General features: G+C 71.0%; 17 protein-coding genes. 11 read left to right on the forward strand and 6 right to left on the reverse strand.

The features are described from left to right. Positions 1-325 precede the first annotated feature (325 nt). Positions 326-748 (forward strand): hypothetical protein, encoded by a 423-nt coding sequence (locus OG299_RS32750; protein ID WP_266631541.1) that lies wholly within the window; start codon positions 326-328, stop codon positions 746-748. An 86-nt stretch (positions 749-834) separates the two neighbouring features. On the opposite strand, the gene OG299_RS32755 is transcribed toward OG299_RS32750, so the two are convergent. The 6 genes from OG299_RS32755 to OG299_RS32780 all read right to left on the reverse strand — a co-directional run bounded on the left by OG299_RS32755 (position 835) and on the right by OG299_RS32780 (position 7,038). Beyond that, positions 835-1,311, reverse strand: a complete 477-nt coding sequence (locus tag OG299_RS32755; protein ID WP_266631543.1) for a VOC family protein — start codon at positions 1,309-1,311, stop codon at positions 835-837. A 199-nt stretch (positions 1,312-1,510) separates the two neighbouring features. Continuing rightward, positions 1,511-2,266 (reverse strand): class I SAM-dependent methyltransferase, encoded by a 756-nt coding sequence (locus tag OG299_RS32760; RefSeq protein WP_266631545.1) that lies wholly within the window; start codon positions 2,264-2,266, stop codon positions 1,511-1,513. 55 nt (positions 2,267-2,321) lie between these two features. Next, positions 2,322-3,518 carry an aminotransferase class V-fold PLP-dependent enzyme gene (locus tag OG299_RS32765; RefSeq protein ID WP_266631547.1) on the reverse strand — a complete coding sequence of 399 codons (1,197 nt, stop codon included), beginning with the start codon at positions 3,516-3,518 and terminating at the stop codon, positions 2,322-2,324. Position 3,519: 1 nt separating this feature from the next. Beyond that, a complete protein-coding gene (locus OG299_RS32770; RefSeq protein ID WP_327363408.1) occupies positions 3,520-4,845 on the reverse strand; it encodes a pyridoxal-phosphate dependent enzyme in 1,326 nt (441 codons plus the stop codon). Then, positions 4,842-6,323 carry a Y4yA family PLP-dependent enzyme gene (locus OG299_RS32775; RefSeq protein ID WP_327363409.1) on the reverse strand — a complete coding sequence of 494 codons (1,482 nt, stop codon included), beginning with the start codon at positions 6,321-6,323 and terminating at the stop codon, positions 4,842-4,844. Before OG299_RS32775 ends, OG299_RS32770 begins: the two co-directional genes overlap by 4 nt. A 154-nt stretch (positions 6,324-6,477) precedes the next feature. Then, the gene (locus OG299_RS32780) at positions 6,478-7,038 is read right to left on the reverse strand and encodes a GNAT family N-acetyltransferase (RefSeq protein WP_327364638.1); all 561 of its coding nucleotides are present in this window, start codon (positions 7,036-7,038) and stop codon (positions 6,478-6,480) included. Between the two features lie 309 nt (positions 7,039-7,347). Between OG299_RS32780 and OG299_RS32785 the strand changes: the two genes are divergently transcribed. The 10 genes from OG299_RS32785 (at position 7,348) to OG299_RS32830 (ending at position 23,584) form a co-directional block, all read left to right on the forward strand. Further along, positions 7,348-8,850, forward strand: coding sequence for an aldehyde dehydrogenase family protein (locus OG299_RS32785; protein WP_266631553.1), 1,503 nt, complete (start codon positions 7,348-7,350; stop codon positions 8,848-8,850). Between the two features lie 2 nt (positions 8,851-8,852). Continuing rightward, positions 8,853-10,394 (forward strand): GMC family oxidoreductase, encoded by a 1,542-nt coding sequence (locus OG299_RS32790; RefSeq protein WP_327363410.1) that lies wholly within the window; start codon positions 8,853-8,855, stop codon positions 10,392-10,394. Next, a complete protein-coding gene (locus OG299_RS32795; RefSeq protein ID WP_327363411.1) occupies positions 10,391-11,512 on the forward strand; it encodes a quaternary amine ABC transporter ATP-binding protein in 1,122 nt (373 codons plus the stop codon). The genes OG299_RS32790 and OG299_RS32795 overlap by 4 nt, the downstream gene beginning before the upstream one ends. 67 nt (positions 11,513-11,579) lie before the next feature. After that, positions 11,580-13,553, forward strand: coding sequence for an ABC transporter permease subunit (locus tag OG299_RS32800; RefSeq protein ID WP_327363412.1), 1,974 nt, complete (start codon positions 11,580-11,582; stop codon positions 13,551-13,553). A 1-nt stretch (position 13,554) separates the two neighbouring features. Then, positions 13,555-14,541 carry an ABC transporter substrate-binding protein gene (locus tag OG299_RS32805; RefSeq protein WP_266631560.1) on the forward strand — a complete coding sequence of 329 codons (987 nt, stop codon included), beginning with the start codon at positions 13,555-13,557 and terminating at the stop codon, positions 14,539-14,541. 236 nt (positions 14,542-14,777) lie between these two features. Next, positions 14,778-16,334 carry an alpha/beta fold hydrolase gene (locus tag OG299_RS32810; RefSeq protein ID WP_327363413.1) on the forward strand — a complete coding sequence of 519 codons (1,557 nt, stop codon included), beginning with the start codon at positions 14,778-14,780 and terminating at the stop codon, positions 16,332-16,334. Positions 16,335-16,346: 12 nt separating this feature from the next. Further along, on the forward strand, positions 16,347-17,957 hold the full coding sequence (locus OG299_RS32815) for an alpha/beta fold hydrolase (RefSeq protein WP_266631564.1): 1,611 nt from the start codon (positions 16,347-16,349) through the stop codon (positions 17,955-17,957). A 315-nt stretch (positions 17,958-18,272) separates the two neighbouring features. Further along, positions 18,273-19,889 carry an MBL fold metallo-hydrolase gene (locus tag OG299_RS32820; protein ID WP_266631566.1) on the forward strand — a complete coding sequence of 539 codons (1,617 nt, stop codon included), beginning with the start codon at positions 18,273-18,275 and terminating at the stop codon, positions 19,887-19,889. A gap of 153 nt (positions 19,890-20,042) precedes the next feature. After that, a complete protein-coding gene (locus tag OG299_RS32825; RefSeq protein WP_266631568.1) occupies positions 20,043-21,833 on the forward strand; it encodes a non-ribosomal peptide synthetase in 1,791 nt (596 codons plus the stop codon). Further along, positions 21,830-23,584, forward strand: coding sequence for an NAD(P)/FAD-dependent oxidoreductase (locus OG299_RS32830; RefSeq protein ID WP_327363414.1), 1,755 nt, complete (start codon positions 21,830-21,832; stop codon positions 23,582-23,584). Before OG299_RS32825 ends, OG299_RS32830 begins: the two co-directional genes overlap by 4 nt. Positions 23,585-23,589 lie beyond the last annotated feature (5 nt).

The raw sequence follows: 23,589 nt of genomic DNA on the forward strand, positions 1-23,589 counted from the left end.
GGCGCTGAGGCTGCCGGTCGGATACGCCCGGTGCTGTGCAGACGCCGGGGATCCCTGGGCTTATGCGAGGTCGACGTTAGCGTGTGGATCATGTCGCAAGCAGGATCTGGCCAGGCGCGGCGTGTTCCCGCCGCTTCCCGGTATCAAGATCGCTTCTCGGCGTCAAGTCACGTGTTCGAGTGGCGTGACGCAGGCTCTCCCGCAGGGTTTATTTGAAGTGCGCCCTCACCGAGGAACGCCCCGCAGGACACGAAGCCGGAACTGATTCCCGATCCTTTCCGTGGGGCGGAATGCGAACTCTTTTGATACCGAATGGAGAATTCCCATGTCTGAGCGTTTCTGGACCCGTCGTATCGTCCTGGCCGGAGCTTCCGCGGCGCTGATCGGCGGCGGTGTCGCGCTGCCGGCGACCGCGATGGCCGCGCCGACCGCCGCCCCGCAGCAGGCCGTCACGCTCCCCCAGGACAGCGCCGACGGGATCGGCGTCGGCGGCAACGCCAACGCCGAGAACACGACCGTCGGCGGTACCGCCCGGGGCGGCGGCGCCTCCACCGCCGTCGGCAACTGCGAGGGCGGGTGCACGGTCACCACCGGTGCCGCCCGCGGTGGCAACGCCAGCGCCGACGCCGTCAACACCGGCGACGCCACCGCCGTGGGCGGGAACGGCCACGGCACCGGCGGCACCGTCACCACGCAGGACATCAAGCAGGAGGTCCTGCAGAACCTGAAGGCGAAGCTCGCCCACTGAGGGCCGACAGCCCCCACAGCTCCCACAGCCCCACATGCGGACGCCGGAGAGGCCCACGGCCTCTCCGGCGTCCGCATGTCCAGGGTTCAGCCACCGTCCTGCATGGACTCCAGGGCCTCCTTGGCCCGCTTCTCCATCTCCGCCGCAGGGATGTCCTCCACGTGCGTGGCGATGTTCCAGCGGTGGCCGAAGGGGTCCTCGAACTGCCCGGTGCGGTCGCCGTAGAACTCGTCCTTGACCGCCGAGACCTCCGTGGCGCCGCGGGCGAGGGCCTTGGCGAAGACGTCGTCGACGTCGTCGACGTACACGTGCAGGGTGATCGGCGTGCCGCCCACCGTCTTGGGCGAGCGGAATCCGATCTCCGGGTATTCGTCGGCGAGCATGATCGCCGAGTTGCCCAGCTCCAGCTCGGCGTGGCCGATCCTGCCGTCGGGCGCCGGCATCCTCATCCGCTCCGTCGCGCCGAGCACGAACACGTAGAAGTCGATCGCGGCTGCGGCTCCGTCGACGCAGAGGTACGGCGTGACCCGCGGGCGTCCCTCGGGAATGGGTTTGACGGCCACCGGGCTCCCGCCCTTCCGAACAGGGGCGATCACCGCCGACCGCCGTCTGCGACCACTGATATCCCGGTCCCGCAGGGCACGCTCCGGCGCCGCGCGGCAGCCCCGCACCGGTTGCCCCGAAGGGCCCACCCGAGCCATGAGGAGGGTTGTTCCCGGGTCCGTACGCAGGAGAGGGGCGGCCGGGTCGGGCCGGCGGGGTTCAGCGGACCGCGACCACCACGTGGCTGCTGCCGAACTGCCAGACCGTGCCGACGTGCTCGAAGCCCGCCTCGCGCAGCAGTGCGAGGTGGTCGGTGAGCGTCAGGTCGTTGCCCTCGCACCGCGGGTGGGCGCGCCGGTCGCGGGCGGCGAGCAGGGACGTCAGCTCGGGGTCGGCCCGCACTCCCGACCACCACGACTCCCAGTCCTCGTGCGCCAGGGCCTGCTGCCGCTCGGCGCGCCGCCGGCCGATGTCGAGGGCGAGCTCGTGGACCTTGGGGGAGTCGGGCTCCAGATGGTCGCCGTTGACGAGGACTCCGCCGGGCCGGATGCACCCGGCCAGCTGCTCGTACGTCCGCCGCAGGGTGTCCTCGCCGAGGTAGTGCAGGGCCGTCGTCGAGACGGCGGCGTCCACCGGGCGGTCCAGCGCGAGCCCGTCGAGCCAGCCCGGCTCCCCGATCGAGGCCTCGGCGAAGCGCAGGGCCGCTCCGTGGTGCGCCCGCCCCAGTTCCAGCAGCAGCGGATCGGCGTCGACGCCCACGACCTCGGCCGCAGGCATCCGCTCCGCCAGACGGGCTGCCAGCGACCCCGGCCCGCAGCCCAGGTCGACGAGCAGGGGAGCCGCGCAGCCCGCCGTCACGCGCTCGACCACGTCGGAGATGACGGTGAACCGCTCCTCGCGGTCGACCGCGTAGCGCTGCTGCTGCCGCTCCCAGCGTTCCACCCACCGGCCGGCCGCCACCGTGTGCACGTTCATGTTTCTGTCCGCTCGTGCCTCTGCCGTTCTCACGGCCCTGAACTCCACATGAAAATCATTGCAGATTGGCGAGGGTGGCGAGCAACGCTTCGATCTCCTCGGCCGTGTTGTACACGTGCAGACTCACCCGCACCGATCCGTCCTCCACCCGGGCGCCCGCCTGACAGTGTCCGTCGGAGCGGACCATGAACCCGTGGCTGTAGAGGATGAACCCGAGATCGCGGGATGCGATCTCGCGATGCCGGAACGCCACGATGCTCCGGCGCCGCTGGACCTCGGAGCCGGCCGCCAGGCTGGAGCGGCAGCCGAGCACCTCGTACACGTCCAGCCCGCTCAGGCCGTCCGTCAGCCGCGCCGCCAGCGCCACCGTCCACGCCTCGATCCGGTCCGGGCCGGCCGCGTCGAGCCAGTCGAGCGCGGCCGTCAGGCTTGCGATGCCGACGGTGTTCGGGGTGCCGGCCCAGCCGCCCGGCCGGAACCGTGGCCCCCGTCGGCCACGGGCCCAGACCGCGCCGGTACCGGGCAGCGCCAGGGCCTTGTGCCCGGAGAACACCACGAAGTCCACGTCGAGTCCGGCGACGGAGAACGGCAGGTGGCCGATGCTCTGCGCGGCGTCGAGGCAGATCGGGACATCCGGCCCGACCGCCTGCCGGATCCGGTGCACGTTCATGTCGGCGCCGTAGACGTGGTGCACATGGGTGGCCGCGACGAAACGGGTCCGCGGGCCGGCCGAGGCGGCGAGTGCCGCGGGGTCGTAGTCGCCGGAGCTGTCCTGGTACGGCAGCTCCCGGACCAGGATCCGTACGCCCTGCCGGGCCAGCAGCTCCCGTACCTCCAGCCACGGCGACAGGTTGGCCTCGTGGTCGGCGAACGGGACGACGATCTCGTCCCCGTCGGTGAGCCGGCCCGCCAGCCAGTCCAGGGCGATGGTCCGCAGTCCTTCGGAGGTTCCGCCGGTGAAGTGCACCGACGACCCGTCCGGCTCGGGATCGCCGAGGAACTCCTTGATCCGGCCGCGGGCCCGCTCCACCGCGGCCGTCGTGGCATTGGCCCAGGGGTACGAGCCGCGGCCCGCGTTGGCGTTGGAGGTGGTGAGGTAGTGCTGCACGGCGTCCAGAACGGCCTGCGGCTTCTGCGCGGTCGCCGCACTGTCCAGGTAGGCCAGCCCCGGGTTCGCCACGATGATCGGGAACTGGGCGCGCAACGGGCGCTGCCAAGAACGCAGCTCCTCGAGAGCGCCGGCGTCGGCCATGTCAGTCACGCACCAGCGGCGCGCCCGCGTCCCGCCACGCGATGATCCCGCCCGCGAGGCTGCGTACGTCGGGATGTCCCATCCGGGTCAGCAGGGCGGCGTAGCGCGCCGACTGCTCGCCGACCGGGCACGCCAGCAGCACGGGCTGCCGCTTGCTGAACGGCATGCCACCGCGGACGAGTTCGTCGAAGAGTTCGTCGACGATGTTCACCGATCCGTCGATGTGCAGCGCGGCGTAGGCGAAGGAGCTGCGCAGGTCGATCACCAGCGGCCGCTCGGCCGCGAGCCACTTCTGCGCGTCGGCCACCTCGATGACCTGGGCCGCCCGTACCTCGATGTCGGTCAGAGCGGTCACGGAGTTCCGTGCGGGCGGGCGGCCCAGCAGCTCGGGGCGGCGCTGTTTGACGTAGCCGAGATAGCTCTCCACCCGGTCGCAGACGATGAAGACCGCGCTCTGCCGGTCCGTCCCCGTCAACTCTGCGTCGATCGGCTTCAGATGGCGGACGGCTCCCCGGTACGCGGCGCCGCCGGTGGGTCCGGCGAGGATCCCGCAGCGCCGGACCAGGGCGAGCATGCCGTCGATGGCGTCGTCGGCGCTGACCGACTCGATCGCGTCGTACGTGGCAGGGTCGAACAGGCCGACCGCGTGGACCTCGTCGATGTTGCGGATGCCGGGGATGAAGTCCGACTTCTGGCCCACCAGCCCGATCACCCGTACGGCCGGATCATGGGCGCGCAGGGCCCGGCCCACGCCCGTGGAGGAACCCGCCGTACCGACACAGGCGAGGAACCAGTCCGGGGCCCGGCCGTCCAGATCCGCCACGATCTCCGGGCCCGTACCCGTCTGGTGCGCCTCGGTGTTCAGCGCGTTGAAGTACTGGTCGGTGTGCAGGTGGGCACTGCCGGACTGGTTCAGCCTCTGGTGGAAGAGGGTCAGCGGGTCCTCGGTGTCCGTCGGGTCCAGGCATTCGCTGCGGCCCGGCAGCTCCTCGATCTCGGCGCCCAGCAGCAGGAGCAGGTCCTTGACCTCGGGTATGCGCATCCGGTTGGTGACGCTCTTGAACGACAGCCCGTGCATGCCCGCGATGACGGCCAGCGCCTTGGCCGTGTTGCCGCTGGACAGCTCGACGACCGTCGCGCCGCGCTCCCGGGCGCCGGGCAGTCCGGACCGGGCCATGTTCCAGGCGGCCCGGTCCTTGACGGAGCCGAACGGGTTGAGCATCTCGAGCTTCGCGTAGAGGTCGATGTGGCGCAGGCCGTGGACGGCCGGATCGATACGGACCAGCGGGGTGTTGCCGATGGCCTCGGTGATGCTGTCGTACCTCATGCCTGTCCCCCCGAATCGGTGATCGGCCGGTACTCCTCGATCGGCCAGTACTCATCGTCCAGACACCAGCGCCAGGCGCCCCCTTCCTGACGGACCGCCACCTTGCGCGCCACCGGCTGCTGTTGTGCGCTGGTTGCGCTGAAGTCCATGCAGTACCCGGCGATGTTGGCGAAGCCGAGCAGGTCTCCCGGCTGCGGCAGCCGCGGCAGGAACACCGTTCTGCGCGTGATCAGGTCGGCTTCCAGGCAGAGGTTTCCCATCAGGTGCACGCCGACCGGCTCCTGCGGGCCGGCGGGTTCGCCGTCGCGGGGTACGAGCACGGGGTCCACGAGGATCCCGTGGTCCTCCAGGCTGACGTCGTTCGCGTTCATGGCGAGGCGTACGAACGCAGGGCCCGCGTCCCGGTGCCGTACCTCCAGGACCCGGGCCAGGGACAGCCCGCACTGGTCGGCGAGGGCCCGGCCCGGCTCCGTGTACAGGTCGTAGAGGCTCTCCAGCAGCAGGGTGCCCAGCGGCCGGCCCAGGGTGGGGGCGGGCTGTGACAGGAGCGCGTCGAGGTAGGCGGCGCCGGCGACCGGGCGGTGGGCGGGGTACAGGCTCAGGGCGCCGCGGAGCGTACCCGCCTCGGAGTGCAGGCCGTAGCCGTGGCCGCCCCAGGTCAGGGGCGGGCGGCGGCCCATCACCGCGGCCGTGAGCTCGCTCGTGTATCGGTCCCACTGGGCGCCATGCGCGAGGTAGTTGACGCCGAAGCCGCCGCCGATGTCCACGGCGCGCGGCTGGAATCCCCGTAATCGCAGGTCGTCCATGGCGCGCAGGCAGCCTTCGAGGGCGATGGCCTTCTCGTCCGGGCTCGTGGTGTCGAGGTGGTACGCGACGCCGACCGGATCGAGGGAGTCCCGGTGGCGCTCGAGGAGGTCGAGCAGCGGGCCGAGGGCCTTCACGGACGTACCGAACCGGCTCCTGCGGGACAGCATCCTGGGTCCCGAGTTCTCGAACTCGCAGAGGCGCAGCAGGACGCGCGGGCGCGGTAGGCCGTGGCGCCGGACGAGGCCCGCCAGGGCCTCCAGCTCGCCGGGGCCGTCGGCGTTCACGGTGACCCCCGACCGCGCGGCGAGCCAGAGGAACGCCGGATCCTTGGGGCCGGTCGCCATGATGCGGTCCGCGGTGAAACCGTCGCCCAGGGCGTGCCGGAGCTCGCCGAGGGAGGCCACGTCCACGGCGGCGTCCGCGGTGGTGAGCCGCCGGACGAGGGACCGGGAGCGGTTGGCCTTGTGGGCGAAGAAGACGTGCCCGCCGAGGCGGTGGCGGCGGTAGACGGAGCGGAAGCCCTCGGCGTTCTCCGCCGCCTGGTCGGGCAGGAGGACGTTCAGGGGCGAGCCGAGGGCGTCCACGAGCATGTGCAGGAACGGGGCCGAGCCGAGCAGCGCAGCGAGCCGCGGTGCCAACCGCGGTTCCAGGTACAGGGGGCCGGTGTCCATCGCGGCTGCTCCTCCCGCGCTCCGATCGCACGACGATTTGCCTCGCGGCCCTGTTCCTGCCCTGCTGATCGGGTGCGGACGCGTGATGGAGGGAGATGACCGAAACGCGACGGGCGCGCCGGCGCACTCGGGCGGCTCGGGCGGCTCGGACAGCTCAGGCGGCCGGGAGGGCGAGGTACATGAGGATCTCGTCGCGGTCGTCGCCGGGTGCGACCCGCAGACCGCCGGGCCAGCGCCCGATCTCGCGCCAGCCCAGACGGCCGTAGAACTCCTCGAGCCCCAGGCCGGCCCGGACGGCGATGTGCAGCTGCTCCAGCCCCATCTCCTGGCGGGCGAGATCGCGGACCCGGTGCATCAGCGCGGTACCGATGCCGCGGCCGCGGAAGTCGGGGTGGGTCATGACGTGGTTGACGGCGCCGCAGTGGGCGACGAGGGGATGCGGGTCACGGCGCAGAATCAGCCACCCCGCGAGCCTCCCGCCGGCCGTGGCGATCAGCATCCGGGCGCGGCGCGGATCGAGCTCGCCGACGAGCAGGCCCAGGGCCGGGTCGGCCTGGCCGGTGCTCACCGGCGGCATCGGGAGCCCCCGCGGGATGACGGCGCCTCCGGCGTTGATCACCCGTACCCAGCAGTCGACGAGCTGTTCCCGGAGTTCGGCGGTCAGCTCCCGGGGGCGGGTGATCTGCGCGAAGTCGAGTGGTTGCTGCGCGGTCATGGAGCGCAGCTTGCCAGACGCGGCACCGACGGGTGCGCCGTCCGTCACCGCGGGGCCGCGCGGATCGCGGACCTCGTCCCGCAGCAGGTCTCCGACCGGAAACGGGCGTGCCGGTTCCACGGCGTGCACACCCCCGGTTCTCCACTCGAGCATCCTGACGCATATGTCCCTATTTGTATGACCTTAGTGAGTGAAGCAGAACACTCTCTGCAACCTTTTGCGCATGGATCCCGGGTGCCCGGGCAAGCGGCCGGACTGCTGGTGCAAACCGGCAGGGGGATTCGAAAGAAGCGAAAGGCCATACACAACGTGACCGGAGCACAACAGACCATCCATGTGGGCGGAGAGTGGCGCGCAGCCCTGTCCGGCGCCACCCGCGAGATCATCGACCCCGTCGACGCGAGCCCCTTCGCGGTCGTGGCGGAGGGCGGCGTCCAGGACACCGACGACGCCGTGGCCGCGGCGCGAGCCGCGTTCGACGCCGGCGCCTGGCCGCGTACCCCGGTCGCCGAGCGGGCGGCCCTGCTGCGGCGGGTCGCCACCCTGCTGGAGCGCGACCGCGAGCGGATCGGCGCCCTGGAGAGCCAGGACGCGGGCAAGACGCTGGAGGAGGGCCGCGTCGACGTCGACTGCGTCCGCGATGCCTTCCTCTACTTCGCCGACCTCGTGGCGAACGAGGACGGCGGACGGGTCGTCGACGCCGGTTCGGACGAGATCCGCAGTGTCGTCGTCCACGAGCCGGTCGGCGTCTGCGCCCTGATCACGCCATGGAACTACCCGCTGCTCCAGGCCAGCTGGAAGATCGCGCCCGCCCTCGCCGCCGGCAACACGTTCGTGATCAAGCCCAGCGAGATCACGCCGCTGACCACCGTCGTGCTGATCGAACTGCTCCTGGAGGCCGGACTGCCGCTCGGCGCGGCCAACATCGTCACCGGTCCCGGCGGCACCGTCGGCGCCCGGCTCGCCGAGCACCCCGACGTCGACCTCATCTCGTTCACGGGCGGTCTCGTCAGCGGTACGAAGGTCGCCAGGGCGGCCGCCGACAGCGTGAAGAAGGTCGCCCTCGAGCTGGGCGGCAAGAACCCCAACGTCGTGTTCGCCGACGCATGTTCGACCCCCGAGGGGTTCGACACCGCCGTCGACCAGGCGCTCAACGCCGCGTTCATCCACAGCGGCCAGGTCTGCTCGGCCGGCTCCCGCCTCATCGTCGAGGAGCCGCTGCGCGAGCGATTCGTCGCCGAGCTCGCCCGCCGGGCCGAACTGATCCGGCTGGGGCGCGGCACCGATGCGGGCGTCGAGTGCGGTCCGCTGGTCTCCGCGGCCCAGCTGGCGAGGACCGAGGAGTACGTGGCCTCCGCCCTCGCCGAGGGCGCGGTCCTGCGCGCAGGCGGCGAGCAGCCGGCCGGCCCCGGCTACTTCTTCCGGCCCACGGTCCTCGACCGGTGCCACCGGGGCATGCGGGTCGTGCGCGAAGAGGTCTTCGGCCCCGTCCTGACCGTCGAGACCTTCCGTACCGAGGAGGAGGCCGTCGCCCTCGCCAACGACACCGAGTACGGCCTCGCCGGCGCGGTGTGGACCTCCGACGAACAGCGTGCCCGGCGGGTCGCCGCCCGGCTGCGCCACGGCACCGTCTGGATCAACGACTTCCACCCCTACCTGCCCCAGGCGGAGTGGGGCGGCTTCGGGAAGTCGGGCATCGGCCGCGAACTGGGCCCCGGCGGTTTCGCCGAATACCGCGAGGCCAAGCACATCTACCAGAACCTCGCCCCGCGCCCCGTGCGCTGGTTCGCGGGCACGACGGCGAAGGGCTGAGCATGAACGACCACGACGTGTACGACCAGCACGTGTACGACTACGTCGTCGTCGGCGGCGGCACCGCGGGTTCCGTGATCGCCTCCCGCCTCACCGAGGACCCGGACGTCAGCGTCGCCGTCATCGAGGGCGGCCCCAGTGACGTCGGCCGCGACGACGTCCTGACCCTGCGCCGCTGGATGGGCCTGCTCGGCGGCGAGCTGGACTACGACTACCCCACCACCGAGCAGCCCCGGGGCAACTCGCACATCCGCCACAGCCGTGCGCGGGTGCTGGGCGGCTGTTCCTCGCACAACACCCTCATCGCGTTCAAGCCCCTGCCCTCCGACTGGGACGAGTGGGCGGACGCCGGTGCCAAGGGGTGGGACGCGGCCGCCATGGACCCCTACTTCGCCCGGCTGCGCAACAACATCGTCCCCGTCGGCGAGGCGGACCGGAACGCGATCGCCCGGGACTTCGTCGACGCGGCGCAGACCGCGCTCGGGGTGCCGCGCGTCGAGGGCTTCAACAGGGCTCCCTTCCACGAGGGCGCCGGCTTCTTCGACCTCGCCTACCACCCGGAGAACAACAAGCGCTCGTCCGCCTCCGTCGCCTATCTGCACCCCTTCCTGGACCGGCCGAACCTGCACATCGCCCTGGAGACCTGGGCGTACCGGCTGGAACTGGAGGGCACCCGCGCCACCGGCGTGCACATCCGTACCAAGGACGGCGCGGAGCACGTCGTACGCGCCCGGCGCGAGGTCCTGGTGTGCGCCGGGGCCGTGGACACCCCGCGCCTGCTGCTGCACTCCGGCATCGGGCCGCGCGCCGACCTGGAGAAGCTCGGCATTCCCGTCGTGCACGACCTGCCGGGCGTCGGGGAGAACCTGCTCGACCACCCCGAGTCGGTCATCGTGTGGGAGACGCACGGCCCGATCCCGGAGAACTCCGCGATGGACTCCGACGCCGGGCTGTTCGTCCGCCGCGACCCGCAGGCCGAGGGCCCGGACCTGATGTTCCACTTCTACCAGATCCCCTTCACCGACAACCCCGAGCGCCTGGGCTACGAACGGCCCGCGCACGGCGTGTCGATGACCCCGAACATCCCCAAGCCGCGCAGCCGCGGCCGGCTCTACCTGACGAGCGCCGACCCCGAGGTCAAGCCCGCCCTCGACTTCCGGTACTTCACCGACGAGGACGACTACGACGGCCGCACCCTCGTCGACGGGATCCGCATCGCCCGGCAGATCGCGGCGAGCGAACCGCTGGCCGGATGGCTGAAGCGAGAGGTGTGCCCGGGGCCCGAGGTGACCTCCGACGAGGAACTCAGCGCGTACGCGCGCCACGTCGCGCACACCGTCTACCACCCCGCCGGCACCTGCCGGATGGGGGCCGACGACGACGAACTCGCCGTCGTCGCACCCGACCTGAGGATCCGGGGCCTCGACGGCATCCGGATCGCCGACGCGTCCGTCTTCCCCACCATGACCGCCGTCAACCCGATGATCGGCGTGCTCATGGTCGGCGAGAAATGCGCCGACCTGCTGGGAGGAACCACCCGATGAACGCTGCGCCGCACACCACGACCCTGCCGGGCACCACGACTGCGCCGCCGGCCGCCCCGCCGCAGACCCCCGCGGAGGCCGTCTTCTCCGTACGAAACCTGTGGAAGGTCTTCGGTCCGAAGGCCGACCGCGTGCCCGCCGACAAGGAGCTCGGGGCCCTCGGCGCCGCCGAGCTGCGCGAGCGCACCGGCTGCACCGCCGCCGTCCGCGACGTCTCCTTCGACGTCCGCCAGGGCGAGGTCTTCGTCGTCATGGGCCTGTCGGGCTCGGGCAAGTCGACGCTCGTACGCTGCCTCACCCGGCTCATCGAACCGACCTCGGGCACGATCTCCATCGACGGCGAGGACGTGCTGTCCATGGACACCGGCCGGCTCCGCGAGCTGCGCCGGCACCGGGCGGCGATGGTCTTCCAGCACTTCGGTCTGCTGCCGCACCGCACGGTGCTCGACAACATCGCCTACGGACTGGAGATCCAGGGCGTGGGACGCGCCGAACGGCGTGAGCGGGCGGCCGAGTTCGTCGCCAAGGTCGGCCTGGACGGCATGGAGCACCGCAGGCCGAGCCAGCTCTCCGGCGGCCAGCAGCAGCGCGTGGGCCTTGCCCGCGCACTCGCCGTGGACCCCGAAGTCCTGCTGTTCGACGAGCCGTTCAGCGCACTGGACCCGCTCATCCGCCGCGACATGCAGGAGGAGGTCGTACGCCTGCACCGGGAGGAGGGACGCACGATGGTCTTCATCACGCACGACCTGAACGAGGCGCTGAAGCTCGGCGACCGCATCGCGCTGATGCGCGACGGCCGGATCGTGCAGCTCGGCACCCCGGAGGAGATCGTGGGCGCCCCCGCCGACGACTACGTCCGGGACTTCGTCCGGGACGTGCCGCGCGAGCAGGTGCTGACCGTCCGCTCGGCGATGCGCCCCGCCCTCGCCGGCGAGCGTGAGGCCGGTCCCGCGCTCGACCCCGGTGCCACCGTCCACGAGGCCATCGAGGCCGTCGTGCGGACGGGCGTGAACGCGCGGGTCGTCGAGGACGGCAGGTGCCTCGGCGTGGTCGACCACGCGGGACTCCTCGGTGTCGTCGCCGGGGTACCGGCCGCGACCGGGAAGGCGGTGGCCTGATGTATTCCCATACGACCTGGCCGCCGCCGTGCGGCACGACCGGCGCCGACGCCGGGCGGTGGGGCCGATGACCGCCACCGTCACCCCTGCTTCTGCGAGCCCTGCGACCCCCACCGACGCCGGACCCGGTGCACTGCGCGCGCTCGCGCGCCACCGCGGCCGGCTGATCGGCGCCGGCGCGGTCCTCGCGCTCGTCCTCGGTTCCGTACTCCTGGGCGCCGGAAACTGGCTGGCTTCGCTCTCCGTCGACCTGTCGGGACCGCTCAAGCACACCAGCGACTGGATCATCGACAACCGCGACGGACACCCCCTCTTCCTCTACTTCCTCGGGCACGTCAGCAACGTCGTGGTCGTCTCCGTCCGCGCGGTGTACCTCGTGCTGCTCGCCCTCGGCTGGGCCGGCGTCACCGCCGCCGCCGGGCTGCTGGCCTGGCGCGTCGCCGGAGTCCGGCTCGCGCTGACCTCCGTCGCAGCCTTCGCCGCGTGCGGACTGCTCGGCATGTGGGTGCCCACCATGCAGACGCTGGCCCTGATGGTGGTCGCCGTCGCCGCGTCCGTGCTGCTCGGCGGTCTCCTCGGCCTGGCCGCGGGCCTGTCGGACCGTATGCACCGGATCCTGCGGCCCGTGCTGGACACCATGCAGGTGCTGCCGGCGTTCGCGTACCTCCTGCCCGTCGTCCTGGTCTTCGGCATCGGCGTGCCCGCGGCCGTCCTCGCCACCGTCGTCTACGCGGCCCCGCCCATGGCCCGCCTCACCGCGCTCGGCCTGCGCGGCGCGGACGCCGGGGTCGTCGAAGCCGCCACCTCCCTCGGCGCCACCGGCAGGCAGCGGCTGCTGACGGCCCGACTGCCGCTGGCCCGCAAGGAACTCCTGCTCGGCCTCAACCAGTCGATCATGATGGCGCTGGGGATGGCCGTGATCGCGTCCGTCATCGGCGCGGGGGGCCTCGGCGACCGCGTCTACCAGGCGCTGGCCTCCGTCGACGTCGGCGCCGCGCTCGCCGCCGGCGTGCCGATCGTGCTGCTCGCCATCGTCCTGGACCGGGTCACCGCCGCGGCGGGGGAGCGGATCGGGGCGGCTCCGGCCCGCCGGTCCGCGCTCGGCTGGGCCGTCGCCGCCGTGGTGACCGCCGCCGTCGCCGTCGGGGCCCGCCTGCTCGACCGGCTTTCCTGGCCCGACGCGTGGACGGTGGGCATCGCCGAGCCCGTCAACGGGGCGGTCGACTGGATGACCGCCCACCTCTACTCCGGCGTGCCCCTCGTCGGCGGCACCGCCGACTGGGCCGGGCACTTCACCACATGGGTCCTGAACCCCCTGCGCGACGGACTGCAGTGGCTGCCCTGGTGGGCGGTCCTGCTGGCCGTCGGCGCCCTCGCCCTGCTCATCGGCACCTGGCGCACCGCCGCGACCGCCGTCCTGGCGATGGCCGCGATCGGCGTGCTGGGTGTCTGGGACCCGGCGCTCGACACCCTGTCCCAGGTACTGGCCGCCGTCGCCGTGACGCTGCTGCTCGGCTTCGCCCTCGGGGTCGCCGCGGCCCGCAGCAGCCGCCTGGGACGCGCACTGCGCCCGGTCCTGGACGTCTTCCAGACGATGCCGCAGTTCGTGTACCTGATCCCCGTCGTCGCCCTGTTCGGCGTGGGCCGGGCCCCGGCGGTCGCGGCCGCCGTGGTCTACGCGCTGCCCGCGGTGGTGCGGATCACGGCCCAGGGCGTGCGCGCGGTGGACCCGGCCGCTCTGGAGTCCTCGCGCTCGCTGGGCGCGACCGGGCGGCAACAGCTGTTCCAGGTCCAACTGCCGCTGGCACGGCCCGCGCTGCTGCTGGCCGTCAACCAGGGCGTGGTGCTGGTCCTCGCCGTCGTCGTCATCGGCGGCCTCGTGGGCGGCGGGGCGCTCGGCTACGACGCGGTCTTCGGTCTCGCCCAGGGCGACCTGGCGACCGGTCTGGTCGCCGGTGCCGCGATCGTCTGCCTCGGCCTGATGCTCGACCGCGTCACCCAGCCGACGCAGCGCCGCGACCTCGCCGGAAAGGGGGCCTGACATGGCTCGCACACGCTTCACCGCACCTCGTACACGCTTCGCCGCCCTCGGGGCCGCCGTCGCCCTGACGGCCCTCACCCTCACCGGCTGCGGCGCCGCCGACATGACCCGCCAGGCCTCCCCGTACGCCGACGCGAAGGGCTCCCGCACGGTGACGCTGTCCGTGCAGTCGTGGGTGGGCGCGCAGGCCAACGTCGCCGTCGCCCAGTACCTGCTGGAGCACGAGCTCGGCTACCGGGTGGACACCGTCCAGATCGACGAGGTACCCGCCTGGGACGCGCTCAGCCAGGGCCGGGTCGACGCCATCCTGGAGGACTGGGGCCACCCGGAGCAGGAGAAGCGGTACATCGACGACAAGGGGACGATCGCGCGGGGCGGCGATCTCGGGGTGACCGGCCACATCGGCTGGTTCGTGCCGACGTACTTCGCCGAGGAACACCCCGATGTCACCGACTGGAAGAACCTGAACAAGTACGCCGACCAGTTCCGTACCGCGGAGAGCGGCGGCAAGGGCCAGTTGCTGGACGGCTCCCCGTCCTACGTGACGAACGACAAGGCGCTCGTGAAGAACCTGGGGCTCGACTACCAAGTCGTGTTCGCGGGCTCCGAGGCGGCGCAGATCACCCAGATCAGGCAGTTCGCCAAGGAGAAGAAGCCGTTCCTGAGCTACTGGTACAAGCCCCAGTGGCTGTTCGAGAAGGTCCCGATGACGGAGGTGGAGCTGCCCGCCTACAAGGAGGGCTGTGACGCCGACCCGCAGAAGGTGGCCTGCGCGTACCCGCACACGCCGCTGCAGAAGTTCCTCAACGCCCGCTTCGCGGACGGCGGGGGCGACGCCGCAGCCTTCCTGAAGAAGTTCCGGTGGACGACCGGGATGCAGAACGACGTCGCCCTGATGATCGCGGACCAGAAGCTGTCGCCACAGGAAGCGGCGGGCCGCTGGGTGAAGGAGAACGAGGCCACCTGGCGGGCCTGGCTCCCGTCCTGACGCGGCTGACCGGAGGGGGGATCCCCGCGATCCCCCCTCCGGGCCCCTGACCTCACGCCTGGGCCCAGCTGCGGACCGGCACCGTTCCCTGACCGGACGGCCCGATGCGTCGCCCCTGATCGCTCCGCGTGCGCGGGTACGTTCCACCGAGTAGCGTCGAGAGGAAGCGTTCCGTCCACACCGCTGCGGTCCGGCCCGGCGGGGCCGCAGCCGGCACGGCAGAGGGACGAGATCACATGCCGCAGCACAGCATCCCCGCGGTGGCCGCCGCGGCCGCTCTGGTATGCCTGGCAGCATTCGGCCCCGCACAGAGCAGCGCCGCGTCCCCACCCGCCCAGTCCGCCGGCCGGCCCGGCACGGCAGCCCCGTCCCGGTTCGTGCCGGGGCCCTGCCCGAAGACGCCCGAGCCGATCGAGGCGCTCGGCAGCGCACGCTGCGGCTTCCTCGAGGTCCCCGAGAACCGCTCCCGCCCCGGCGGCCGGACCATCAAGCTCGCAGTGGCGGTCATTGCGGCCGTCACACCGGCGAAGCCGGCACAGGACCCGCTGGTGTTCATGGCGGGCGGCCCCGGTGCCGACACGTTCGACGACATTCCCTTCCTCATCGACTCCGGCCTGAACAAGGACCGCGAGCTGATCGTCATGGCCCAGCGCGGCAACCTCTACGACCGGCCGAACCTCGCCTGCCCGGAGGTCGACCGCTTCAACGCGCAGGCCGTGGGCCTGGGCTATGACTCACGGCAGGCGCAGCAGCTCATGCTGAAGGCGGTGAAGGACTGCCGGGCCCGCCTGACGGCCGACGGCGTCGACCTGAGCGCCTACAACACCACCGAGAACGCCGCGGACTTCGCCGACCTGCGGGGCGCGCTGAACATCCCCCGGTGGAACGTCTACGGCTACTCCTACGGCAGCAACCTGGCCCTCACGTACCTGCGCCTGCACCCCGAGGGCATCCGCGCGATGGCGATCGACTCGATCACACCTCCCCAGGTCGTGACCCTGCCGTGGACATGGGGCAGCACCGCCGAGGGAATCCGCAACATCTTCGAGGCGTGCGCGGCCCAGCCCGCCTGCAAGGACCGGTACCCGGACCTCCCCCGCCTGCTGACGGAGCAGGTGCGCAAGCTGGAGGCCCACCCCCTGACACTGAACGTCACGCCGCCGGGCGGAGGAAAGCCGGTCAAGACCGTCCTCGACGGGGGTGCCCTGCTGAACCTGATCGTCGCCTTCACCCCGCGGCCCAAGGACATCCCGGCAGCGCTCGACGAACTCAGCCGCGGAAACCCGGAGCGTTTCGCGCAGGCCCGTGCGGCCGGCTCGGTCCAGAAGGTCGGCGAATTCGCGCACGGCCTGACGAACTCGGTGGCGTGCAGCGAGTGGGCGCCGGGGTATTCGGAATCCGACGTGCTGAAGGCGGGGCGCAAGGCCTTCCCCGGGTGGCCGGACACGGTCCTGGCCCAGGTGCCGCAACTGCCCTTCCAGTACCCGGCGTGCCGCATCTGGAACGTTCCGGACCGCGCGTCCGTCCAGCGGGTGGCCACCGTCAGCTCGGTGCCGGCGCTCCTCGTCTCCGGCACGTTCGACGTGAAGACCGGGGCGAGCTGGGCGAAGGGCGTGGCCCGCGACCTGTCCCGCTCGACCGCCGTGCAGATCCCCGGAATCGGCCACTGGGTGGTCCCGCAGTCGCCTTGCGCGCAGCGCGTGCTGGCCTCGTTCCTCGCTCACCCGACCGCGCCCGACACGGCCTGCGTGGAAGACGTCGAACCCGCACCGTTCACGATCATCCCGAAGTGACCGGGAGGCCAGATGACACACCACCGTGCGCCCCGTCGCCGCCGTACCGTACGACGCCTCCAGGCCGCGTCGGCCGGCATCGCGACCGGTCTCCTGGTCACCGGGCTGCTCGCAGCGCCCGCTCAGGCGCGGTCCCGTACCGACGCCAGTGCCGGCCCCGAAGCACCGATCGGCACGGCCGCACGGACGGTGGGCGACGCCCGCTTCGAACCGGGCCCCTGCCCCAGGACGCCGGAACCGATCGAGGCGCTCGAAGACGCCCGCTGCGGAACGCTCACCGTGCCCGAGAACCGCGCCAAGCCGGGCGGTCGGACGATCGAACTCGGCGTGGCGATCGTGCCCGCCGCGACCGACAAGCCGAAACCCGACCCCATCGTGTGGCTCGCGGGCGGACCCGGCGACGACGCCGTGGGGGAGGCGAAGATGGCGATCGACGGCGGCCTGAACCGCGACCGTGACGTGATCTTCATGTCCCAGCGCGGAACGTACTCGGCCCGGCCGAACCTCCTGTGCCCCAACATCGACGAGTTCAACGCCCGCGCGGTCGGCCTCGGCCACGACGCCCCTTCCACCGAACGCCTGCACGTCGAGGCCACCAAGGCCTGCCACGACCAGCTGGCGGCCCGCGGGATCGACCTCGGCACCTACAACGACATCGAGAGCGCCGCCGACTACGAGGACCTGCGCACCGCGCTGGGCATCAAGCAGTGGAACCTGTACGGGATCTCCTACGGCACCCACCTCGCGCTCGCGTACATGCGCCTGCACCCCGAGGGGCTCCGCTCGGTGGGCATCGACGGCATCCTGCCGCCGTCCAGGGCCGGGTCGGCCGCGACCTGGAGCAGCGCCCGACAGGGCTTCGACGGCCTGTTCAAGGCCTGCGCCGCCCAGCCCGCGTGCAACAAGCGCTACCCGAACCTGTCGGCCACCTTCGACCAGCTCGTCCGCCGACTCGAAGCCAAGCCGGTCACCACCACCGTCACGCTCCCCGGCAGCGACAAGCCGGTGAAGGTCGTACTGGACGGCGGGGCCCTGGTGAACTGGATGACCTCCGCCACGCACGTGGCGCCCCAGGTCCCCCTCGCCCTCGACGAGCTGGCGCACGGCAAGCCGCAGCGGATCGCCCGGCAGTGGGCGGGCGGCAAGCTCAGCCCCGCGGCCATGGGCAGGGTCGCGCACGGTCTCGTCTACGGCGTCTTCTGCAGCGAGTGGACCCCGTACGAGACCCAGGCCGCAGCGCTCAAGGGCGGACAGCAAGCCTTCCCGACCTTCCCCCGCTCGGTACAGGCCCAGGCCCCTCAACTCGCCTTCCTCCATCCGGACTGCGACGCCTGGAACGTCCCCGCGGCCCCGCGCTCGATCCGGGACGCCACGCGCGGCGACATCCCGACCCTCGCCCTGTCGGGCGGGTTCGACTCCCAGACCGGCGCGGACAACGGGCCGTACGTCGCCCGGACGCTGGGCAAGGCCAAGGTGGTCACGGTCCCGTACGAGCCGCACGTGGTGTTCGCCACCTCGAAGTGCGCCCAGGAGATCACCGTCTCGTTCTTCGACAACCCGGCCGCACCGAAGACCGCATGCCTGAAGAGCCTCAAGGCGCCTGAGTTCGAGATCGGGTCCTGAGATCGGGTCCTGAGGTCGGCCAATTCTCTGCCGGGACCCGCTGACGGCCCGCAAATCCATATCACCTTGAATTCTCCTCGAGCCACTCTGGGGTTCGAATTGAGTGGTGCATGAGCAGCGTCATCTCCAGGCAATCGCCCTGCTAAATTGTCGGATTCATGAACTGTTGTTCGTGATAGATGTGAACGAATATGCGAGGCCAAGGGGCTGACTCGACCTCGTACAGCCGTGCATGTCGTGACCCGCTCCGACTCCGATGGCACGACCGCTGCCGCGAACCCACCCACCGACATCATCGACAGTGAGGGAATCACCGTGCCGGCACACCAGAAGCTCTACCTTCGCCCGTCCGTGGTCGCTCAGCCCCTGCTGCACCGCTGGTACGCGTGGCCCTATCTCCTGGCGCCCCACACCGGCGCACTGAATCTGCGGGACCGTCTGCTGCCCATAGTGGACAGCTACTTGAAGGCACCGCACCTCCACGATGCGGTCATCGCCGACCCGCACCGCTACGGCGCGCCCTTCCTCGACCCCCAGGGCGCCACCCACGATGAAGTCCAGGCGGCGCGCGAGACCATGGTCAAGGACGGCCAGGCCAAGCTCCAGCTCGCCGACGACATAGCCGAACTGCGCGCCATGCTGCGGGAGAAGGCGCTCGGCGGCCCGATGGAGCCTCTCTATCCCCTGGTCCCCCACTCCCTCCGCGGGCGGGTCGAGCTCGTCTACGACACGGCCCACCGGCCCAACTTCCGCTTCTTCGAAGCGCTGATGTACGGCTCGCCGGCGTACGAGCGCGAAGGCCAGTGCGTCTCGCTCACCGCCGCGCCGAGCCCCCAGCCCTTCGTCTACAGCAGCCCCGTCCTCCCGCGCGCCGACCGCCTGGACATCGACGTGCCCTTCGACTCCCCGCTGTGGGACGAACTGTTCGCGGCGCGCCTCGACCCCGTCGACGTCCCGCACCTCGCGCAGCGCCTCGGGGTCGCCGATGCCGACCTCCCGGCGTTCACCGCGCTGTTCCACGACGAGCCGCCGGCGCCGTACACCCCGCCCGCGCCGGGGGACGTCCGGGTGCGGTACTTCAACCACGCATCGGTGCTGATCGAGACCGGTACCACGTCCGTCCTCCTCGACCCGCTCATCGGCTACACCGGCGACGGCTACGAGCACTACACCCTCGAAGACCTCCCCCGGCACATCGACGCCGTCGTCATCAGCCACTTCCACTCCGACCACTTCTCGCTCGAGACGCTGCTCCAGCTCCGCACCCGCATCGGCACGATCATCGTTCCGCGCGCATCCGGCGGATCGCTGCCCGATCCCAGCCTCAAGGCCATGCTCCAGGCCCTCGGCTTCTCCAACGTCCTGGAGCTGGCCGAACTCGAGACCCACCGCGTGGCCGACCAGGTCGAGGTCACCGCCCTGCCCTTCGTGGGTGAGCACGCCGACCTCGACATCCGCACCAAGATGGTGCCCCTCGTCCGAGCCGGCGGCCGCAGGTTCCTCTTCGCCACCGACATCACGCCGCTCGAGCCCGCGCTGTTCGACAACATCCCCGGCCTCACCGAGACGCCCCTCGACGCGCTCTACATCGGCCTCGAGTGCGTCGGCGCCCCTCTGAAGTGGCTGTACGGGCCGATGCTGGAAGGGAAGCTCTCCCGTGAGCACAACACCGGGCGCCGGCTCAAGGGCAGCAACGCCGCCCAGGCCGACGAGCTCGCCCAGCAGCTCAACGCCCGCCACGTCTACGCCTACGCCATGGGCCTCGAGCCCTGGCTCAAGCACCTCACCGGCTCCGAGTACGACCCCGAAGCCGAACAGGTGCAGCAGGCCGGCGTCCTCACCCGGCTGAGCGCCGAACGCGGCATCACCGCCGAGCTCCTGCGCGACCGGGGCGAGCGCATCTGGTCCGTCGTAGAGCCGGCACAGCAGTAGGACCGAGCGGTCACATCTTTCCGTAGGCGGAGCGAGCCGCGACGACCGGCGCACTCGTTCGCGGCTCGAGTGTTAATAGAGGGCCCTTCCATTGGCTGCGGCTACGCTATTCGTATCGAGAACTGACAGTAATTCGGCAGGGGGCGTTTGTTTGTGAACCATGGCGATCCGAAGACCCTGACTTCCCTTTTCGAGGAATGTGCCAGAAGATTGCCGGGTCATATTGCCCTGGAATTCGAAGGCGAATCCTTGAGCTACGGCGAGCTGAACCGCCGGGCGAACAGGCTGGGACACCATCTGCGGGACACCGCCGGAGTCCGCCCCGATGACCGGGTGGCGATTCTGGTCCGGAACCCGCCGGACGTGATCATTGCCATGCTGGCCGTCCTCAAGGCCGGCGGTGCCTATGTCCCCCTGGACCCCGACAACCCGCCCGCGGTGACCCAGCGGATCGTCGAGGCCGTGGCACCCAAGGCGATGGTGGTCGAGTCGTCGGCGGCCGCCGGTGCGATGTTCTTCGACGGTGAGCTCTTCGTTCTGGACGTCATGGGCGGCGCCCTCGACACACCGGACTCCGACCCCGAGCCGGTGGCCACGCCGTCCGACCTCGCGTATGTGGTGTACACATCGGGAACGACCGGGACCCCCAAGGGCGTGGCCGTCGAACACCGCGCGATCGTCAACACGCTGACGTGGCGCAACGCCTATTACGGGTTCGGTCCGCAAGACGTGAACCTGGCCATTCCGCGGCCGTCTTTCGACAGCGCTGTGGTGGACACCTTCTCCGCCCTCACCGCCGGTGTGCGTCTGCTCCTGCCGCGCCGGGACCGCATCACCGACCGGCGTTATCTGACCGGCCTGATGGAGAACCGGGACGTCACCCACTTCCTGATCACCCCCATGCTGTACAAACGCCTCCTGGACGGCATGGAAGCCCAAGCGGTGAAGTCCCTGCGGTGCGTCACGATCGCCGGTGAGGGGTTCGCGCCGAGTCTGACCCAGGAGCATTTCCGGCGTCTCCCGGAGGTGCATCTGTACAACGAGTACGGGCCCTCCGAGAATGCCGTCTGCTCCACGGTCCACCGCCTCGCGGCCACCGACGAGCGCGTACTCATCGGCAAGCCGATCGAGCACACCGAGGCGTTCGTCCTGGACGAGGACGGCGAGCCCGTGGCACCGGGCGGAATCGGCGAGCTCCACCTGGCCGGGGCGGGCCTGGCCCGGGGCTACCTGGGCGATCCCGAGCTGACCGCGGAGCGGTTCTTCACGCCGGCCTCGCCCTCGATCGCCGGGAAGCGCGTCTACCGCACCGGGGACATCGTCCGGCAGCACGAGAACGGCGACCTCGAATTCATCGAGCGCCGCGACGGCCAGGTGAAGATCCGGGGCCGCCGGGTCGAGTTGGGCCACGTGGCCCAGGTCCTCTCGCAGGACGCCGCGGTCGGCCACGTCCACCTGCTGCGCCACGCCACCGACTCCGATACGCCGCTCCTGATCGCCTTCGTCCAGGGGCCCACCGTCCAGGACGTCGACCGGCTGCGCGCCATGGCGCAGGAGAACCTGCCGGAGTACATGGTCCCTTCGGCGATCATCCCGATCGACACCGTGCCGCTCACCGGCAACGGCAAGGTCGACGACAAGGCCCTGGTGGCCCTGTACGCGGGTGCCGTCGGCCAGGGCGGGGCGGGTCCGGAGCCGGCGACGGAGGCCGAGGCCGTGCTCCTGGAGATCTGGCAGGAGCTGTTCGCGCCCCTGCACATCGGCCTGGACGACGACTTCGTGGACCTCGGCGGCGACTCCCTCAGCGTGATGGACCTGCTCGCCCGCGTGGAGTTGCGGATCGGGGTCCAGCTCGACGTCTCGGATCCCTACACGGACCGGACCGTCAGGAGCCTGGCCCTGAACATCGAGAACCGACAGAACGACAAGGTGGGTACAAAGTGAGCAGCCAGAGCGGTACGGACTCCGTGTTCGGCGGTGTCGACTACGACGTGGTCATCGCGGGCGGCGGCCTGGCCGGGCTCTGCCTGGCCAAGCAACTCAAGGATGCGCAGCCCGAGCTGTCCGTCCTCGTCTGCGAGCGCGAGCGCTCACCGATCCCGCTGTCCGCGCACAAGGTCGGCGAGTCCTCGGTCGAGGTGGGAGCGTACTACTTCCACCACGTCCTCGGTCTGTACGACTACCTGGAGGAGGAGCACCTGGAGAAGCTGGGGCTCCGGTACTTCTACGGCGGCGGCTCGGGCCTCCAGGAGGAAGCCGAGTTCGGCGTCAACCGCTTCCTCCCGGCGAAGTCCTACCAGCTCAACCGCGGCTCCTTCGAGGAGCACCTGCGCGTGGTGGCGACGGATGCCGGGGCCCAGCTGACGCAGGGCGTCAAGGTGGTCGACATCGAGCTCGGCGAGCAGGACGCCCCGCACCGGGTGACGTACCAGGCCGCCGAGGAAGACGGCGGCGAGACGACCAGCATCACCTGCCGGTGGGTCGTCGACGCCACGGGCCGCCACCGGCTGCTGCAGCGCAAGCTCGACCTCACCAAGCGCTACCCCAAGCCCCACAACTCGGTCTGGTTCCGGCTCGAAGGCCGGCTGGACACCGACGAGGCGGTCGGCGCCGAGCACACCGGCTGGCACGACCGCATCACCGAGACGCGCTGGCAGTCGACCAACCACTTCATGTTCGAGGGCGGCTGGGTGTGGGCCATCCCGCTGGCCCCCAACCACACCAGCGTGGGCATCGTCGTGTCCGACGACCTCCACCCGGTCACGAAGTTCAACCGGATAGAGAAGGCGATCGACTTCGTCGCCGAGCGCGTTCCGGGCTTCGACCCCGCCATCCGCGAGCTGCCGGTCCTCGACTTCCGCGTGCTGAAGAACTACAGCCACTCCTCGCAGCAGGTCTTCTCGCAGGACCGCTGGGCGTGCGTCGGTGACGCCGCGGTCTTCGCCGACCCCTACTACTCCGTGGGGTCGAACCTGATCGGCTACGCCAACAGCTTCGTGACCGAGATGGTCGGCCGCGACGTGAAGGAGTCCTTCGACGAGGGCTTCGTGCGGTACGCCAACCGCTGGTTCCTCTCGCTCGCCGAGGGGCTCACCCTGAACATCCAGGGCTCCTACGCCTTCCACGACAACGCCGTGATCATGTCGTTGAAGACGATCTGGGACTACTACGTCGGATGGTCCTTCTCCGACCCGCAGTTCTACGGGAAGACCTTCCTGGACGAGCCGGCGAGCACGGCGCTCAGCGCGCTCGGCGCGCACGCGGTGGCGACCCAGGGCACCATCATGAAGCTCTTCCAGGCCTGGGCGCGCAGCTATCGCGGCGTCTTCGCCTTCGACTACATCGACTACTACGACGACGTGCCCACGCTCGCCCGGCTCTTCGAGCAGAACCTGCCGGGTGACGAGGTACCCGCCTTCGGCACGGTGCTCACGAGCGTGCGCGACGGTCTGGAGCGCATCGAGGAGCTGGCCCACGTCATCTTCTACCTCGCCCTCGAGGACGCCCTTCCCGAGCGTCTCGAAGAGATCCGCTCGCGCGGCTGGCTCAACGTCTCGGCGCTGAGCCTGGACCCGGAACGCTGGGAGAAGGACGGGCTGTTCGCGCCCAAGAGCCGGCCGCGCCTGGACGAGGTCGCCGCGCTGGAGAAGGAGATGCGGGCCCTCTACCGCACCTCGGCGCCCGCCGGCCGGTAGACCGC

The organism is Streptomyces sp. NBC_01296, from assembly GCF_035984415.1.
Taxonomy (GTDB): domain Bacteria; phylum Actinomycetota; class Actinomycetes; order Streptomycetales; family Streptomycetaceae; genus Streptomyces.

What these genes read in the sequence shown, in the direction of transcription:
- OG299_RS32750 (WP_266631541.1), top strand. Translation starts at nt 326, where the DNA reads ATGTCTGAGCGTTTCTGGACCCGTCGTATCGTCCTGGCCGGAGCTTCC.
- OG299_RS32760 (WP_266631545.1), bottom strand. Translation starts at nt 2,266, where the DNA reads ATGAACGTGCACACGGTGGCGGCCGGCCGGTGGGTGGAACGCTGGGAG.
- OG299_RS32765 (WP_266631547.1), bottom strand. Translation starts at nt 3,518, where the DNA reads ATGGCCGACGCCGGCGCTCTCGAGGAGCTGCGTTCTTGGCAGCGCCCG.
- OG299_RS32770 (WP_327363408.1), bottom strand. Translation starts at nt 4,845, where the DNA reads ATGAGGTACGACAGCATCACCGAGGCCATCGGCAACACCCCGCTGGTC.
- OG299_RS32775 (WP_327363409.1), bottom strand. Translation starts at nt 6,323, where the DNA reads ATGGACACCGGCCCCCTGTACCTGGAACCGCGGTTGGCACCGCGGCTC.
- OG299_RS32780 (WP_327364638.1), bottom strand. Translation starts at nt 7,038, where the DNA reads ATGACCGCGCAGCAACCACTCGACTTCGCGCAGATCACCCGCCCCCGG.
- OG299_RS32790 (WP_327363410.1), top strand. Translation starts at nt 8,853, where the DNA reads ATGAACGACCACGACGTGTACGACCAGCACGTGTACGACTACGTCGTC.
- OG299_RS32795 (WP_327363411.1), top strand. Translation starts at nt 10,391, where the DNA reads ATGAACGCTGCGCCGCACACCACGACCCTGCCGGGCACCACGACTGCG.
- OG299_RS32800 (WP_327363412.1), top strand. Translation starts at nt 11,580, where the DNA reads ATGACCGCCACCGTCACCCCTGCTTCTGCGAGCCCTGCGACCCCCACC.
- OG299_RS32805 (WP_266631560.1), top strand. Translation starts at nt 13,555, where the DNA reads ATGGCTCGCACACGCTTCACCGCACCTCGTACACGCTTCGCCGCCCTC.
- OG299_RS32810 (WP_327363413.1), top strand. Translation starts at nt 14,778, where the DNA reads ATGCCGCAGCACAGCATCCCCGCGGTGGCCGCCGCGGCCGCTCTGGTA.
- OG299_RS32815 (WP_266631564.1), top strand. Translation starts at nt 16,347, where the DNA reads ATGACACACCACCGTGCGCCCCGTCGCCGCCGTACCGTACGACGCCTC.